At 71.8% G+C, this 16242-nt stretch carries 11 protein-coding genes and 1 other RNA gene; 9 read left to right on the top strand and 3 right to left on the bottom strand.

Annotated features, from left to right (window positions below; all coding sequences use genetic code 11):
* Nucleotides 1-236 precede the first annotated feature (236 nt).
* The 3 genes from sfnG to M8542_RS27610 all read right to left on the bottom strand — a co-directional run bounded on the left by sfnG (nt 237) and on the right by M8542_RS27610 (nt 5502).
* Complete coding sequence (gene sfnG / locus M8542_RS27600; protein ID WP_257923157.1) at nt 237-1349, bottom strand: dimethylsulfone monooxygenase SfnG; 1113 nt, start codon at nt 1347-1349, stop codon at nt 237-239.
* A 31-nt stretch (nt 1350-1380) separates the two neighbouring features.
* The gene (locus M8542_RS27605; RefSeq protein WP_257923158.1) at nt 1381-4161 is read right to left on the bottom strand and encodes an AAA family ATPase; all 2781 of its coding nucleotides are present in this window, start codon (nt 4159-4161) and stop codon (nt 1381-1383) included.
* Nucleotides 4162-4920: 759 nt separating this feature from the next.
* Entirely contained in the window at nt 4921-5502 is a 582-nt protein-coding gene (locus M8542_RS27610) for a sigma-70 family RNA polymerase sigma factor (RefSeq protein WP_257923159.1), read from the bottom strand.
* Nucleotides 5503-5750: 248 nt separating this feature from the next.
* On the opposite strand from M8542_RS27610, the gene M8542_RS27615 reads away from it, so the two are divergent.
* From M8542_RS27615 to M8542_RS27655, 9 genes are all read left to right on the top strand, one after another.
* Nucleotides 5751-6428 carry a DUF4142 domain-containing protein gene (locus M8542_RS27615; protein WP_257923160.1) on the top strand — a complete coding sequence of 226 codons (678 nt, stop codon included), beginning with the start codon at nt 5751-5753 and terminating at the stop codon, nt 6426-6428.
* 8 nt (nt 6429-6436) lie between these two features.
* Complete coding sequence (locus tag M8542_RS27620) at nt 6437-7234, top strand: ferredoxin (protein WP_257923161.1); 798 nt, start codon at nt 6437-6439, stop codon at nt 7232-7234.
* Nucleotides 7231-8481, top strand: coding sequence for an NAD(P)/FAD-dependent oxidoreductase (locus M8542_RS27625; RefSeq protein ID WP_257923162.1), 1251 nt, complete (start codon nt 7231-7233; stop codon nt 8479-8481). Before M8542_RS27620 ends, M8542_RS27625 begins: the two co-directional genes overlap by 4 nt.
* Nucleotides 8482-8501: 20 nt before the next feature.
* An RNA gene (gene rnpB / locus M8542_RS27630) (RNase P RNA component class A) lies at nt 8502-8897 on the top strand.
* A 218-nt stretch (nt 8898-9115) separates the two neighbouring features.
* Nucleotides 9116-9970 carry an SCO6745 family protein gene (locus tag M8542_RS27635; protein WP_257923163.1) on the top strand — a complete coding sequence of 285 codons (855 nt, stop codon included), beginning with the start codon at nt 9116-9118 and terminating at the stop codon, nt 9968-9970.
* Between the two features lie 450 nt (nt 9971-10420).
* On the top strand, nt 10421-10687 hold the full coding sequence (locus M8542_RS27640; RefSeq protein ID WP_005166545.1) for a hypothetical protein: 267 nt from the start codon (nt 10421-10423) through the stop codon (nt 10685-10687).
* A gap of 10 nt (nt 10688-10697) precedes the next feature.
* On the top strand, nt 10698-11171 hold the full coding sequence (locus M8542_RS27645) for a hypothetical protein (RefSeq protein WP_257923164.1): 474 nt from the start codon (nt 10698-10700) through the stop codon (nt 11169-11171).
* A 3-nt stretch (nt 11172-11174) separates the two neighbouring features.
* On the top strand, nt 11175-14153 hold the full coding sequence (locus tag M8542_RS27650; RefSeq protein ID WP_257923165.1) for an ATP-binding protein: 2979 nt from the start codon (nt 11175-11177) through the stop codon (nt 14151-14153).
* On the top strand, nt 14150-16240 hold the full coding sequence (locus tag M8542_RS27655; RefSeq protein WP_257923166.1) for a magnesium transporter: 2091 nt from the start codon (nt 14150-14152) through the stop codon (nt 16238-16240). The genes M8542_RS27650 and M8542_RS27655 overlap by 4 nt, the downstream gene beginning before the upstream one ends.
* The last annotated feature ends 2 nt before the right edge of the window (nt 16241-16242 follow it).

Below are 16242 nucleotides of genomic sequence, written 5' to 3' on the forward strand. Positions count from 1 at the left end.
TCACCTATCGCCCGGTCACCACGCTGGTCCCCGGCACCACGTCCTGCCGACATGGGCAACCACACGGATCTCAGCGCCCTGACCAGCCCCAACCACGATGAAACAACCCCAATGTGGCGTTCGGTGCGCTGGACGCACCCAACGCCACATTGGGGCGCTTCCCAGGCACGCGCCGGCGCCCGAAACTGTCGGTGCCCGCCGGTAGAGTGGAAAACGGGGGGCGCCCCACGCCCGGGTCAGACGCCGAGCGGCTCCGGGGTCGCCGCGCCGCGCAGCAGGTCCTTCTCCTTCTCGCGGATCACCGGCAGCACCTCCTTGCCGAAGTGCTCGACGTCCTCGAGGTAGTGCAGGAACCCGAGCAGCAGCAGCGAAGCCCCGCGCTTCTTGTACTCGATGGCCCGGTCCGCGATCTGCTCCGGCGTCCCGATCAGCTGCGTCCGGAACCCGTCGTTGTACTGCACGAGGTCCTCGAACTCCGAATCCGCCCACATCCCCTTCGCGTCCGAAGTGGACTTTCCGGCCTGGGCGGCCGCCGAGCGGAACCCTTCCACCGCCTCCACATTGGCCTTCGCCACGATCTCGCGGAGCACGGCGCGCGCCTCGCTCTCGGACGAACGCGCGATCACGAAGCCGTTGAGTCCGAAGCGGACGGTCCGCGAATTCGCGGTGGCGTACCCGCGCACCTCGGAGACCTGCTCGGAGAACCCGTCGAAATCCTTGCCGTTGCTGAAGTACCAGTCCGACACACTCCCGGCCAGCTTGCGCGCCGCCGTCGAGTTGCCGCCCTGGAAGATCTCCGGGTGCGGTGCCGCCACCGGCTTCGGCTTGATGTCGAAGTCGTGGATGCGGTAGAAGTCGCCGCGGAACTCGGCGTGGTCGTTCGTCCAGAGCTCGCGCAGCACGCGGATGAACTCCTCGGACCGCCGGTACCGCTCGTCGTGTTCCAGCCACGGTTCGCCGAGGCCGGTGAACTCGCCCTTGAACCAGCCGCTCACCACGTTCACCGCCGCGCGGCCACCCGAGATCACGTCCGCGCTGGCGATGAACTTCGCCAGCACACCGGGGTGCCACAGTCCGGGGTGGACGGCCGCGATCACCTTCAGCCGCTGCGTCGCCAGCAACAGCGCCAAGCTGAACCCGGTCGACTCGTGCTGGTACGCCGCGCCGTAGCTGGCCGTGTACCGCACTTGGGAAAGCGCATACTCGAACCCGCTGTTCTCGGCGAGGACAGCCAGATCTCTGTTGTACTCGTAACCCCAGTCCGTCCGCTGTTCGATGTCGGACGTGACGAGGCCACCACTCACGTTCGGGACCCAGTAAGCGAACTTCAACGGCTCTTCGAGCGACATGGCCCGAGTAGAGCAACGACCCCGCAACGGGTCAACGCGCGTCCACGCGGTGGGAAGACTTCGCCAGCGCCCCACCGAGTTCCGCGCGCCCGGGGATGCCGAGCTTGCGGTACGCGCCCGACAGGTGCAGCTCCACCGTCCGCCGCGTGAGGTGCAACGCCGTGGCGATCTCCCGGTTGGTCAGCCCCTGCGCGGCCATGACGGCGATCCGGTTTTCCTGCCGCGTCAGGCCGTGCTCGTTGTCCTTCGCCGGCGTCAACGCCCGCCGCGACGACCGCAGCTCCTCGGCCGCCCGCCGGGCGAGCGGCCGCGCGCCGCAGTGCTCGCTCAGCTCGACGGCCTGCCGCAGCGTTTCGATGGCCTTTTCGGACTGACCGTGCCGCGCCTGCAGCGTCCCGAGCTCGGTCAGCGCCGTCGCCAGCTGCAGCCGGGCCGGCGACGAGCGGAGCGCCGTGATCGCCTTGTTCAGCGCGCGCTCGGCTTCGTCGTCCTCGCGGACGAGACCGAGCGTCGTCAACGCCGTGCCCAGCGGTCGCGCCGCGCCCCAGCGGGCGGCGGCGTTGATGTCCTCTTCCGCGAGCCGCGCCGCGTCGTCGGCCTGACCCAGCGCCAGCGCCGCGCGGGCCGCGTGCGCGCGCCACGGCACGAACCCGGGGAACCGCATGCCGTGGTGCGCGAGCCGGCGGCCGCAGCTGAGCAGGTCCTCGTACCCGAAGCGCGTGTACCCGGTCGCGACGCGCAGACGGCCGCGCGCGTACAGCAGGTAGGTGTGGGTGAACAGGCCCTGGCTGGCGACGAAGTCCATCCGGTCGAGCAACGACGTCGCCGCCTCGAACCGGCCCAGGTCCACCCAGCACTCGACGAGCTTGGCCGCGCACAGCACGCCCACCGGGCACGTCGTCGTCCCGCCGCGCTCGTCGAACCGGCGCAGCAGCGACTCGAAGTGGACGCTCGCCCGCTGCAGGTCGCCGCTGGCCTGCAACGCGATCCCGCGCGCCAGGGTGGGCAGCGCGCCGTGCGGCACGTGCACGTCCCACGGCTCGCGTTCGACGTCGAGGACCCGGCACAGCCGGTCGACGTGCGCCGGCTCGTCCGCGAGCACCGCGGTGGCGAGGGTGAAGAAGTAGTGCTGCTCGAACAGTTCGCCGTCGTCCCCGGTCAACGCGCCGGCGAAGTGGCCGACGGCGTCCTGCGCCGACTCGCCGCTGCGCACCGCGTCGAGCGCGAGCAACGCCGAACGGCTGCGCTGCGCCGCGGGGTCGGTCAGCGGCGCCCACTGCTCCTCGAAGTCCCGGAACTCCGGCGGCGGCCCGAGGCGGCTGCCGGCTTCGGCGAGGTAGGTCATGCACAGCAACGGCCACACGGCGTCCGGCCCGCCGGCGTCGAGCCGCGCGGCGATCTGGCCGGCCGCGCTGATCGCCAGCCGCGCGTCCTGGCCACCGCAGAGCGACAGCAGCATCGCCGAGGCGATGAACGCGGCGGTGTCGCGGTTGCCGACCGTGTCGACGGCCTCCCGCACGCGCTGCGCCGCGGCGGGCGGGTCGACCTGGAACTCCGCGTGCGCCAGCTGCAGCAGCACGGCCACCCGGCGCCCCGACGTCAGCCGCTCTTCGAGAGCGCGCCGAAGGTACCGCGCGCCGAGTTCGGAGCGGCCGGTGAACACGGCGTTGCGCGCGCTCAGCCGCAGGACGTCGACGCCCCACGGGATCCGGATCGACGTGGCTTCGAGCAGGTGGGCGGCGACGCGCTCGGCCGGCGCGCCCGTCTCGGACAGCAGCTTCGCCGCCCGCGCGTGGTTGACCGCTCGCGTGGTCTTCGGCATGTCCTTGAGGACGGAGTTGCGGACGAAGGGCAAGGTCAGCGTCGGACGGCTGCTGTTGTGCAGCAGGTGCAGCCGGACCATCGTGTCGATCGCCTGCAGCGCGTCGAGCTCGTCGACGCCGGCGAGCTGGGCCAGCAGGTCGAAGCCCGCGTCCTCGCCGAGGATCGCGGCCGCGTGCAGGATCGACGGCGCGTGCGGGAACTCCTGCATCCGCGCGTGGAGCACCTGGCCGATCAGCGACGAGCCGAGCTCGTGCGGGTCCGCGCCGGGCAGCAGCCGCGGGCGCAGCGCGTTCAGCAGGTACGGATTGCCGCCGGTCGCCTCGCGGCAGGCGGTGGTGAGCTCACCCGGGGCCAGGCCGAGGATCTCCGCCGCCGCCGCGTCGCCGAGGCCGGTCAGGGAGATCGACGCGGGCGTGCAGCCCGCCATCTCGAGCAGCGCCACCTCGCGGTGCGGTGGGTGGCCGGTCAGGGACGTGAGTATGATCAACACCGGCAGGTCGAGCACGCGGTGCCGGATGTAGGCGAGGCACCGCATCGACCAGGCGTCGGCGAGGTGCACGTTGTCGATGCCGAGGAAGAGCGGGCCCCGCGCGGTCGCTTCCCGGATGATCCGGAAGAAGTGTTCGAGTGCTTCGCTCTCGCCGGCCGGGCCGCACTGTTCCTGGAAGGGCGGGCCCGGGTGGTCGAGCGCGTCGACCAGCTGGCGGGCGAGTCCGCCGGGCAGGTGGCTCTCGAGCCGCGACCCGGTGGCGATCGCGACGGTGAAGCCGGCGTCCGCGGCCAGCGCGGCGGTCGTGTGCAGGGTGGCGGTCTTGCCCATGCCGAACTCGCCGACCAGCACCGCGCTCGCCGCCGTGCCGCCCAGCGCGACGGGGAAGAGGCTGGTCAGGCGGCTGAGCTCGGGCTCGCGGCCGGGGAGCCGCGGGGCGGGACGCTTCGGTACCGAAGCCCCGCTGACGGGGTGCTCGGGATTTACTTCGGTATCCACCGTAAGGACTTTCATGTTGGGTTGGGGCAGACTACTGGAAACCGGTCGACCACGGGAGATCCCGCAGGTCATGGCCGGTATCGGCCACAACCGGAGCAGGGGAGACGATGCACGCAGCGGATGCGGACCGGATCCCCGTGGTAACCGGCCGGGCAGCGCGGGCGGCCGTGACGGCCACCCCCAGCGCGAGCAGCACGAGTGCTCCGGCGGCCATCCCCCGCCGGCCGGAAAGGCGACACGGCTTCCGCCGCCGGGCGGCCCCGTCCCTCGGCGGCGGGTAGCTGTGGCCGGCCCCGCCGGGCGGGGCTGAGCTGCCGGACACCGGATCAGCATCGCCGGAGCCGCCGGAAGCCGGGAAGCCATCGGGGGCCGGCGAGCCGGAACCACCGGGAAGCGGGACACCGGAGCCATCGGGTGCCGGGGGACCGGCGCCGGCGGAGGTCGGGATGTCGGGGCCACCGGCAGCCACCAGGCCGGCGTCACCGGGGATCGGGAGACCGGAGCCGCGGGAAGCCGAGGAGCCGGAGCCGCCGGAAGCCGGGGGACCGGCGCCACCGGCAGCCCGGGACCCACCGGAGACCGGCGGACCACCACTCGGCAAGTACCCGAGGCGGGCCGCCGTCTCGAGGGCCTCGGTCACCGGGTGGAACCCCTCGAGCAGTTCCCGGCAACGAGGACACCCGCGCAGGTGGGTTTCGAACTCTTCCGCGTCGTCCAGGACACCCAGTTCGTACGCCGCCGCCGCGTGGTGCTTCCCCCTCATCGGGCCGCTACTTCCCCGAGCGCCTTCCGCAATTGCCGCATCGCCGTGTACAACCGCGATTTCACGGTTCCCTCGGGAATTCCCAGAATTGTCGCCGCCTGCCGGACGGTGTTTCCGGCGAGGTAGGTCTCGTGGATGACGGACTGATATTTCTCGTCCAGTTCCGACAATGCCCGGCTAATCGTTAGTGCGGCTAACGAACTGTCCGTGCGGTCGGTGGACGCGGCGTTTTCCGGGATCTCCAGAGCGACCTCCTGTGGCCGGATCCGGCGATTTCGCCAGCCGTCGATGACGATCCGGCGGGCGACGGTCAGCAGCCAGCCGCGCAGCATTCCGGGCTCGCGTTCGAGCGTGCCGGAGTGCTGCCACGCGCGGATCATGGTCTCCTGCACCACGTCTTCGGTCCACTGCCGGTCATGGTTGGTCAGGGCCAGTACCTGCGAAAACAGGGTTGCGCGGAAGTCCTTGTAGAGCAACGGGACGAGGTCGTCGCCGTGGTGCGGGCGCGTGTCGAGGGCGGTGGCCGACGAGGCGTGGCGGCTTTCTCTGCCCGGTGCTTCCGTAAAGCGTGCTTCCATAAAGCTCGCAACCTCACCTGACTGGCGGACCGTGGGGCCATCGGAGCGTAGCGTAAAAACACTTAATAGGCCATATGCATTAGTTTCGCTAACCCCATTAACTGAACCGCTACGGCGACCCGCGGCGAGCGGTTCACAATGTGTCTTGTGATGCACGTCACAGTCACTAAAAGGTGACGGTGAGAACCGGGTCACACCTCCTTCCCGTAATCCCCGATGAGGACCTCTTCGGGAAGGGGACAACGGGGATGCCGTTCCGATTCACCGCGCTGGTCGCCGCCGCGGCCGCACTTCTGCTCGGCTGCGCGCTCCCCGCGTCGGCCGGCGAGCTCCAGCAGACCGACCGCGCGCTGCTGACCCGCCTGAAGCAGCACACGCTGTGGGCGACGCCGGCGAGCAGGCAGGCCGCCGAGCGCGCCACCAACCGGCGGGTCCGCGCCGTCGCCGGCCGCATCGCCGACGACCAGGCCCGCCTCGACGTCGCCCTGCGCGCGGTCGCCGACCGGCTCGCCTTCGGCCTGCCCAGCGCGCCGACCGACCAGGAGCGGGCGTGGGCCGACGAGCTCGCCGCCCGCTCCGGCGACGAGTTCGACCACGACTACGTCAACCGCCTGCGCGCCGAGTACGGCACCCTCTTCGCCCTCGCCTCCGACGTCCGCGCCGGCACCCGCGACGACGACGTCCGCGCGTTCGCCCAGACCGCCGTCGACACCGCGCTCGGGCACCTGACGCTCCTCGAGAGCACCGGGCTCGCCGAGACCACGTCCCTGCTCGTCTCCGCCACCGAAGACGGCACCGACGACACCCTCGGCGGCGGGGACGTCGCCCTCGGCGCCGTGTTCGTGGCGTTCGCCGCCGTCGCCACGTTCGGCCTGCTCCGCCTGCTCGGGACCCCCGGGCCGATCCAGCCGCGCACCCGGAGGTAAGCCCGTCCATGTCCCCGCTAGCCGCGCTGACCCCGGTGTCGCCGCACGACACCGGGATCGCCGAGGTCGCCGCGCTGTCCGGCCGCCTCACCTACTTCTGCATGTGCCTCACCCTGTGCTGGGGCGTGCTCGCCGCCACCGGCTGGGTCCGCCGGTTCAGCGGCCAGGACGCGCTGCGCGCCGGGCACCTGCTGCTCGCCGCGTTCACCCTGGCCACCGGCACCCTGCACGGGCTGACGTTCCTCTTCCTCGAGGACGACCCCTTCGGCGTCGCCGACCTCCTGCTGCCCTTCTACGACGGCACCCCGCGGCACGCGCTCGGCATCGCCGGGCTCGAGCTCGTCGTGGCCGTGTCCGTAACCGCCGGCCTGCGCCGCGGCGCCCGCGAAGGCCGCTGGCTGCGTTTCCACCAGGCCGGCTACCTCGCGATCGGCCTGCTCGCGGTGCACGCCTGGCTCGGCGCGATCGCGAGCGGGCACCTCGCGGTCGTCTGGCTGGCGGGCATCACCCTGCTCGTCCCGCCGGTGGTGCTGTCGGTCCTGCGGGTGCTGCCGGCCGCGGTCCTCGTCCGCTTCGGGCTGATCGAACCCGAGCCCGAAATCGCCTCGCTGCGGGTCGACGTCGACAGCCAGCGCTGCCACGCCTACGGCGTCTGCCAGGCGGAGGCGCCCGGCGTGTTCCAGCTCGGCCAGGACGGCCGGCTCGAGTACGAGAAACGGCCGGGCGCCGGGGAAACACCGAACGTCCAGGCCGCCGCGCGCGCCTGCCCCATGCGAGCCATCCACCTGTTGGGAGCCACCCGATGAGCGAACGCATCGTCATCGCCGGAGCCGGTCTCGCCGGCCTGCGCGCCGCCGAACGGCTGCGCGAGCTCGGGTTCGACGGCGAAGTCGTCGTCCTGGGCGCCGAGCCCGACATCGCCTACCACCGGCCCGCGCTGTCCAAGAGCCTGCTCACCGGCGCGATCAGCCGCGCGGACACGCTGCTGGCCGACCCGCTCGAAGTCGACGCCGAGTGGTACTTCGACAGCCCGGTCACCGCGTTGTCGCCGAATCGGCAGGTCGTCCACCTGCGTGACGAGGAGGTCCGCTACGACGGCCTGATCATCGCCACCGGCGTCGAACCCCGCCGGCTGCCCGGCGCCCCGCACGGGCACCCGCGGGTCGTCGTCGTGCGCACGCTCGCCGACACCACCGCCCTCCAGCGCGCGCTCGCCACCAACCCGGGGCCGGTCGCGGTCGTCGGGGACGGGTTCATCGGCTGCGAGGTCGCCTCGAGCCTGCGTGAGATGAACCGCGACGTCGTCCTCATCGGCCGGGCGCGGTCGCTGCTGGCCGACGTCCTCGGCCCCGACATCGGCGACTGGCTCACCGCGCTGCACACCGCCCGCGGCGTCCGGTTGGAGCTGGGCACCACCATCCGCCGGTGGCGGCCCGAGTCCAGGTCGGTCGGCCTCGAGTTCGCCGACGGCCGGGCGATCGACGTCGCCTGCGTCGTCGTGGCCGTCGGGAGCGTCCCGGCCGTGTCGTGGCTGCGCGGGGCCAAGCTGCCGCTGGACGACGGCGTCGTGTGCGGGCCGACGTGCCACGTCCTCGGCTCGGACACGATCGTCGCCGCCGGCGACGTCGCCCGCTGGCCCAACCTCCGCTACGACGCCGCGCCGCAGCGCGACGAGCACTGGCTCAACGCCGTCGAGATGAGCCGCGCGGCGGCCGAGAACCTCCTCGCCGGGCCCCAGGGCTCGCCCGCGTTCACGCCGGTGCCGCGCTACTGGTCCGAACAACACGGCGTCCGCATCCAGGTCGCCGGGCGGCCGATGCTCGGCACCGACACCGTCCTGCTCGAATCCCCGGTGCCGGGCACCCGGCCGATCACCGGGTTCGTCCGCCACGGCGGGCTCGTCGGGCTCGTCGGGCTGGACAGCCCGGCCGCGGTGCTGCACTGGACCGCCGAACTCGCCCGGCAGCACCCGGCGCCGTCGGTCGTGCCGCCGCAACGGCCCCCGGAACCCGAGCGGCCCCGCCACCACAGCCGGGCCGCGGCCGGGTACTGAGCTACGATCTGCTCCGCGGACGAGCTGGCAGGGCGGTCGCGAGCCGGGGCGACCCGGCTCGAGGAAAGTCCGGACTCCACAGGGCGGGGTGGTTGCTAACGGCAACCCGGGGCGACCCGCGGGACAGTGCCACAGAGAAGAGACCGCCCCGGCTTTCGGGCCGGGGTAAGGGTGAAACGGTGGTGTAAGAGACCACCAGCACCCCGGGTGACCGGGGTGGCTAGGTAAACCCCACCCGGAGCAAGGCCAAGAGGAAGCCCCCGGGCTTCTGCGCAGGCGTTCGAGGACGGCCCGTCCGAGCCTGCGGGTAGGCCGCTGGAGCCTGCCGGCGACGGCAGGCCGAGATGGATGGCCGCCGCCCCGGAAGCCGCGAGGCGACCGGGGAACAGGATCCGGCTTACATGCCGGCTCGTCCGCCCCTCCCGCACCCGAGCGCCCCAATGTGGCGTTGGGTGCGTCAGACGCACCGAACGCCACATTGGGTGCGTTGGGCGCACCGAACGCCACATTGGGTGCGTTGGGCGCACCGAACGCCACATTGGGTGCGTTGAGCGCGCCCAACGCCACATTGGGGCGCTTGAAGCCGGGCGCGGCCGCGGTTCCCCGCGGGGTTACCGCGGAGTAGGGTGCGGCCATGGCGGGTGACGAGAAGCGGTTCAAGGCGGCCTTCGATTCCTTGCACTCCCTGGCGTACTTCGCGCCGGAAGTCGACGCGGCGCTGACCGGCATCGGCCTGCGACCCGGGCGGATGCCGTACTTCGCCGGGCGCTCCGCCGCCATGGGGCCCGTCGGGCCCGAGGTCGTCGCGGCCACCTTCTACAACTTCAACCCCGAGGTCGTCGCCCGCGTGATCCCGCGCGCCTGGACTCTGGCGACGCCCGAGCAGGTCCTCGAAGCCCGTTTCGACGGCGTCGACAAGGCGTTGACGCGGCTGCTCGGCGACCACGTCAAGAGCGACGAAGTCGCCGAGGCCGCCGAGCTCGCCCGCGAGGCGAGCGCCGGCTGCACCGCCGAAGGACGCCCGCTCTACGCCGCGCACGCCGGGCTGGGCTGGCCGGGGGAGCCGCACCTCGTGCTCTGGCACGCGCTGACCCTCCTGCGCGAGCACCGCGGCGACGGCCACATCGCCGCCCTCGTGCTCAACGGCCTCAGCGGCGTCGAAGCACTCGTCACGCACGTCGCCACCGGGCTGGGCTTCACCACCGCCACGGCCAAGCTCACCCGCGGCTGGAGCGACGAGCAGTGGGCCGCCGCCGAAGCCGGTCTGGCCGATCGCGGCCTCCTCGACGCCGACGGTGCGCTGACCGAAGAGGGCGTCGCCGTCCGTGACCGGGTCGAGACGGCCACCGAAGCCGCGTCGCAAGCGCCGTGGCGGCACCTCGGGCCGGAGAAGCTGGCCCGGCTGGAGGAGCTCGGCCGCGGCCTCAGCCGTCGTGTCGTCGAGGCCGGCGCGTTCCCGGAAGGTGTCTTCGCGAAGCGCCGCTCCTGATGACCAAGATCACGCTATGTAGTGAAAAGTGTGTGAAGTCCTGAGCACAATGTGACGGACAGCGGAGGCGGTCAAGATCGACATGACCGCCGACCGGCCGAAGGGCCGTCACAGAACGGACTCGCGCGACGCGGCCGTTCGGGTCATGTCACACTGTTCCGGGCCGCACAACGGCCACGGCGTCAGTACCCACAGTGAGCAAATCCCGGGCAATGGGGTGAGTTCGTCAGCACACTGAGAAGTATGGGTGCCCTCTCTTTAACCCGAGGGCCCTTGCCGCGATGATGGTGGGCGTGGAGTTTTCGTGTGCCCTGCCCGCCACACCGGTTGACAAGCCAGCCGTCATCTACGCAGCGCGCTTTGACCACTACCCCTCGTAGCCCCCATTATGTTCGAAGCACCGCCTGAGCCAGAGCCGCGCGGGCCCCACCGCGCACCGGGAGTAACGCGATGATGACCTTGACCACCCTCGACACGCTGGCCGCCGGCGAGCTGGGCACGGGAAACGTGCGCACCTGGCTCATCGACAACATCATCCCCCTGGTGCTGCTGGCCGTCGCCCTCCTTCTCCTCTGGCTGGGCGGTGGCAAGGGCGACAACGCCGGCGTGATGCGACGCCTGGCCGGCGTGGTCATCGCGCTCGCCATCATCGGCCTCGCGGTCAGCGGCGCGGGCGTGAACGTGGGCCAGTGGATCGCCGGCCTGTTCACGGGCTGAGGCGGACGGCGTGCGCATCAGGACCGATGACGAGGTTTACCGGGTCGACGCCGTGTGGCTCGGCCCGCCGAAAGCGACTTTTCCCTGGAGAGCCCGCTACGTGGCGTGGCTCATCGGCATCCCGGCGTTCTTCGTCGTCCTCGGCATCGAACGCTGGGCGGGGTGGAGCTTCGGGTTCTTCTCGACGGCGTGGGCGTTCGTCGCCACCATCGTGATCACCCGGCTCCTCACGGCCAAGATCAGCCACGAGCGCCCGCTGGGCACCGTGGTCGCGATGGCGGGCCGCGAGCTGAACACCCCCAGAGAGCGGACCACGGGCACGGGCGGCGCCGTCAGCGCCAGCCGCGTCCGGATGCGGGCCGAGCGCCCGCTGCCGAAGCACCGCCGGAGACGGCAGTACCAGCACCACGGCCACCAGCCGGGTGGCGTCCAGGGAACACCACGAGCGCGCCGGGGGCACAGCGCGGCCCGGGCCGGGAGGTAGTCGTTGTTCGGTCGCGGCGGTAGCCGAGGAAAGCAGGGTCGGGACGCACACTCGGGCGCGTGGCAAGCGCCCGAGCAGGTCCGCGCGCCGCGCAACGGTTCGGCGGGCGGCAAGGGCCGTCGCCTGACCGGAGAGCAGGCGATACCCGCGTATACCCCGTCGATCGCGGTGCGAAGCATCGACGGGCACCTGGTCCGCACCGGGTTCGAGGTCTACGCCTGGTACCGGCTCGCGCCCCAGCGCTGGTCGTTCCGCTCGGACTCGCAGCGGCGCGACCTCGTCGCGGCCATCGCCGGCCAGTACGCCGAGCTGCAGGGCCGCTGGCTGCACCTGCGCGTGACCAACCGGCCGTACCCGATCCGGATGTGGGCCGAGGCGCACGTCTACAACGCCCACGGCCGCCCGGACGACGTCCCGGGCGCCATGTCGTTCGACGACTACCTGATCGGTGAGCAGCAGCAGCTCATGGGCCGCTCGATGGCCGAAAAAGAGGTCTACATCGGCGTCCAGGTGCAGACCCGGCGGATGGTCGACCGCGCGGTCGAGCGGGCCGCGCCGGTGCTGCGCAAGATCCTGCCCGAGGCCGTCGACGCCGAGCTGACGGCGCTCGACTCCGAGGTCGAGCACCTCGACCAGGTCATCGGCAGCGCCGGGCTGGAAGGCCGTCCGGTGCACGCCGAGGAGATGTCCTGGCTGATGCACCGCTCGTGCTCGCTCGGCCTGCCGGCGCCGCGGAACATGCCCGCGGTGCCCGGCGCGGCGTGGGAGCCCGAGGACCTGGCCAGCTTCACCGACGCCGCCGACTACTACGCCGAGCCGTACGCGCCGACGGTGACCGTCCGCGGCCGCACCGGCTCCAACGCCGGCGTCTCGCGGCACCTGGCGGTCCTGACCGTCGGGCAGATGCACGGCCTGCAGATCCCCGAGGTCGACGACCCGTGGATCCAGCACGCCGACCGGCTGCCCGCCGCGGTCGAGGTGTCCGCGCGCATCTACGTCCGGCGGCCCGAAGAAGTCGCCGGCGAGCTGCAGCGCCAGATGAACAAGGTGCGCTCCCAGGTCAAGCACTACACCGACGAACACGAGCTGGAGCCACCGCAGTCGCTGTCCCGGCAGGCCGGGCGCGTGCTGGAGATCGACGACGAGATGACGTCGGGCTTCACCGCGCTGGCCACCCGCGTCCGGTCCTGGTGGCGGCTGGCGGTGTCCGGCCCGACCGAGCGCGACGCGCTGCGCCTGGCCCAGCAGCTGCTCGACCTGTACAAGCCGAAGATCGCCATCGAGCACCCCGAAGCCCAGTACGCGCTGGCCCGCGAGTTCATCCCGGGCGAGCCGCTGGCGTCGGCGGCGTACATGCGCCGCGGCTCGGTGGTCTGGGCGTCCTCGGCGGTCCCGACGGCGACCGCGGAGGTCGGCGACCGCCGCGGCATCCTGCTCGGCGAGACGTGCACGGCGACCCGGCGCCCGGTGGCGTGGGACCCGTGGATGGCCCAGGAGATCCGCGACGGCTCCGGCCTGACCGCGATGGTCGCCGGCCTGGGTGGTGGTAAGTCGTTCCTCGGCGGCGGCATCGTCTACAAGACACTGCGCGCGGGGGCGAACTGGACGATCCTCGACCCGTCCGGGCCGCTGTCACGGCTGTGCGACCTGCCGGAGATGCGGCCGTACGCGCGGCCGATCAACCTGCTCAACGCCCAGCCGGGGATCCTGAACCCGTACCGGGTGGTCGCCGAGCCGCTCATCGAGCACTTCATGGACGAGGACGATCCCGAGCGTTCCTGGCGCCGCGAGAAGGCTCTCGCGGGCGCCACCCGCCGTCGTCTCGTGCTGGACGTCTTGACCGGTGTCCTGCCGTACGAGGTGTCGCGCATGGCGCAGACCCGGATCGTGCTGCTGCGCGCGGTCCGCACGGTCGGTGGCCGGTTCGACGCGGATCCGGGCCAGGTAATCGATGCGCTCCGGCGGGATTCTTCGGAACACCACGAGCACGCGGGCGTCGTCGCGGACTTCCTCGACGAGATGCGCGAGCGGATGGCGCTGCTGATCCCGGAGACGGACGCGGACCCGTACGCGGAGACGCGCGACGACCGCCTGACGGTGCTGACGATGGCCGGCCTGACCCTGCCGAAGGACGGCGTCCCGCGCGAGTACTGGACCGACGCGGAGAGCCTCGGCGTCGAGATGCTGAACCTGGCGGCGTGGCTGACCCAGCGGTCGGTGTACGAAAAGCCCAAGGAGATGCGCAAGGGCGTCTGGATCGACGAGGCGTTCTTCCTGTCGGAGGTCCCGACCGGGCGCGTGCTGATGAACCGCTTCGCGCGTGACTCGCGCAAGTGGAACGTCCGGGTGCTGCTGTCCTCGCAGATCCCGGCGGACTTCCTGAAGATCCAGGGTTTCGTGGCCCTGCTGGACTCGGTGTTCGTGGGTCGTCTCGACGACGACGACGCCCAGGCGGACGCGCTGCGGCTGTTGAAGGTGCCGGTGGGCGTGGGCTACGAGCAGGTCGTGGCGGCGCTGGGCCGTCGCCCGGGCTCGCAGCAGCGAGGCCTGGAGCGCGACGTGGAGCCCCGCCAGTTCATCTTCGGCGACGGCGCGGGCGGCGTGGAGCGCATCCGCGTCGACTTCTCGGGCCCGCACCTGGACCACCTGCGGGCGGTCATGGACACGACGCCGGGCTCGAAGGACGCGGCGTCATCACGGCGTCCGGGCAACGAGCTGGCCCTGCCGCCCAACGGGGCGGCCCCGGAGAAGCCGTTCGTGGCGACCCCGCCGGAGGACGACATCGAGCTGGAACAGGACTTCGAGCTGGCGGCGGAACTGGAGGTCGGCCTGGCCGACGAGAACCTCCTGGGCGCCCCGGACCCCTTGGCATCGGAGACGGGCGAAGTCGAGGGCGGCGTCCAGTCGTCGAACGGCAACGGCCAGGGCGGCCAGCACGCCCGCACGGGTGGAAAGGGCGGCACCGGCCGGGACGCCGCATGAACACCGTGCTGACGCTGGCGGTGCTGCTGACGTTGGCCGCGGGGTGGCACTCGCTGAAGCGGCGGATCAAGGCCGGTCCGCGGCCGGGCCGTCGCACGCCGGGCCGCAAGGCGACGATGTTCGCCGTCATGGTCATCCTCGGCCTGCAGGCGATCGTCACCGCGCCGGCGGCGAGCGCGGCGGCCTGTGGTGAGGCGCCGAACCCGGAACGCCCCGGCGCGGGCATGGTCGGCGCCATCGACCCCGCCGAAGGCCACGGCGAGGCGGGCAGCCCGTACGTCGACTACAGCTACGCCGGGTTCGTCTGGAACACCTTCGAGACGAACTGCTCCGGGTTGAACATCACCCCGGCGGGCTCGACACTCGACACCTGGGGCGGCAACCAGCTGTTCAACCTGGGCAAGAACATCGTCGGCGCGACGAACTCGCTGCACTACACCGTGCTCGAGGGCGGTCTGCTCAACCCGCTCTACAGCGCGGTGAAGTCCGGCGCGGAGAAGGTCTACAACAACATCTACGCCCAGCTGTTCGGGCTGGTCGCGCTGGTCATGTCGATCATGCTGTTCCGCAACATCTGGCGCGGCGACCTCGCCGCGGTCAGCAAACGGGCGTTGTACGCGCTGGCGGGCGTCTGGCTCGCCGCGTCTTCGCTGGCGATGCTGCGGTACTTCGACCCGATCGACAAAGCGATCGTCCAGACCACGACGAACATCCAGGCCGGGTTCGTCGACGACGCGGACAACCGCGTGATCCGGCACGTGCTGCCGACGAACCTGCACAACGAGATCGTCTACAAGAACTGGCTGCGCGGGGAGTTCGGCTCGCCGACCGCGCCGCAGGCCGACCAGTTCGGGCGGCCCCTGCTGGACGCGCAGGCGTTCACGTGGGGGCAGCTGCGCAGCGGCGACGACGCCAACCAGCAGGTCATCGACGGCAAGAAGAACGCCTACAAGGACATCTCCACCAAACTGGGCCCGGCCACCGGCTACTTCACCGGCGAAGCCGGCGGCCGCACCGGCGCGGGCTTCCTCTCGCTGGGCCAAGCCCTCGTCTACTCCCTCTTCCAGCTCCTGGCCAAGGCGAGCGTCCTGCTCGCCCAGGTCCTCATCCGCCTCTTCGCGCTCACCGCGCCGCTCATCGGCCTGATCGCCCTGCTGCACCCGGAGATCCTGCGCCGCGTGCTCAAGGTCGCCGGTGGTGTCGCCTTCAACCTCGTCGTGCTCTCCGTGCTCGCCGGTGTGCACGCCCTGTTGCTGCAAGCCATCTTCGACGCCGGCAACTCGCTGAACATGCTCACGCAGATGGTCCTCGCCGGGCTCATCACCGTGTTGCTGTTCATGGTCGGGCGGCCGGTGCGGCGGCTGTGGCAGATGGTCGAGATGTCGGTCAGCATGGTCGGCGCCGCCGTGCCGTCGCCGGGTGGCGGGATCTTCTCCCGGTTCCGGCGCAACAAGAACGGCCCGACGTCGCAGGACGAGTTCTGGCAGCACGTGCGCGACACCGACGACGTCGTCGACGGCGAGCAGCGCGGGCCGATGGGTGCCACCGTCGGCGGTGGCCGGTTCCGGCCGGAGGCCACGATCTTCGCCAACGCCCAGCGCCTCGACAACGCTTCGGGCGCGTCCCGGCCCGCCGCCGCCTGGTCCGGGGCGCCCTGGCCGGGCGCCGTCGCCGGTGGTGGCTCCGCGGGTGCCTTGCCCGCGGGCGGTCGTCCCGGCTCGCCGGTGTTCGGCCAGTACAACCCCGCGAACGGCGACCCCGGCGACTACGTCGTCGTCGGGCCGGGTGGCCGGCCCACGCTGCGCCGGGAGGAGAGCCGGCGCGTCGACACCTCGCCGGTCGCCGACCGGCGCTGGACCGACGAGCCCGAGCCCGTCGTCGTGCCGTCGCACATGCGCGCGCCCGAAGCCGACCTGAACGGCTACGCGGCGTCCGAACCGCCGCGGCCGCCGGGTGTGCGGGCGCAGCCGCGCCGCGTCGACCCCGAAGTCGTCGCCGGCAAGCCGGTCTTCGTGCTGTACCGGCCTTCGCGCGGCATCGAGGTCCGCGAAGAGCCGCGGGACACCGACCAGCTGATGGGGCGGTGACC

Origin of the sequence: Amycolatopsis iheyensis, assembly GCF_024703995.1 — a bacterium.
Classification (GTDB): domain Bacteria; phylum Actinomycetota; class Actinomycetes; order Mycobacteriales; family Pseudonocardiaceae; genus Amycolatopsis; species Amycolatopsis iheyensis.

What these genes read in the sequence shown, in the direction of transcription:
- sfnG (WP_257923157.1), bottom strand. Translation starts at nt 1,349, where the DNA reads ATGTCGCTCGAAGAGCCGTTGAAGTTCGCTTACTGGGTCCCGAACGTG.
- M8542_RS27610 (WP_257923159.1), bottom strand. Translation starts at nt 5,502, where the DNA reads ATGGAAGCACGCTTTACGGAAGCACCGGGCAGAGAAAGCCGCCACGCC.
- M8542_RS27615 (WP_257923160.1), top strand. Translation starts at nt 5,751, where the DNA reads ATGCCGTTCCGATTCACCGCGCTGGTCGCCGCCGCGGCCGCACTTCTG.
- M8542_RS27620 (WP_257923161.1), top strand. Translation starts at nt 6,437, where the DNA reads ATGTCCCCGCTAGCCGCGCTGACCCCGGTGTCGCCGCACGACACCGGG.
- M8542_RS27625 (WP_257923162.1), top strand. Translation starts at nt 7,231, where the DNA reads ATGAGCGAACGCATCGTCATCGCCGGAGCCGGTCTCGCCGGCCTGCGC.
- M8542_RS27635 (WP_257923163.1), top strand. Translation starts at nt 9,116, where the DNA reads ATGGCGGGTGACGAGAAGCGGTTCAAGGCGGCCTTCGATTCCTTGCAC.
- M8542_RS27640 (WP_005166545.1), top strand. Translation starts at nt 10,421, where the DNA reads ATGATGACCTTGACCACCCTCGACACGCTGGCCGCCGGCGAGCTGGGC.
- M8542_RS27655 (WP_257923166.1), top strand. Translation starts at nt 14,150, where the DNA reads ATGAACACCGTGCTGACGCTGGCGGTGCTGCTGACGTTGGCCGCGGGG.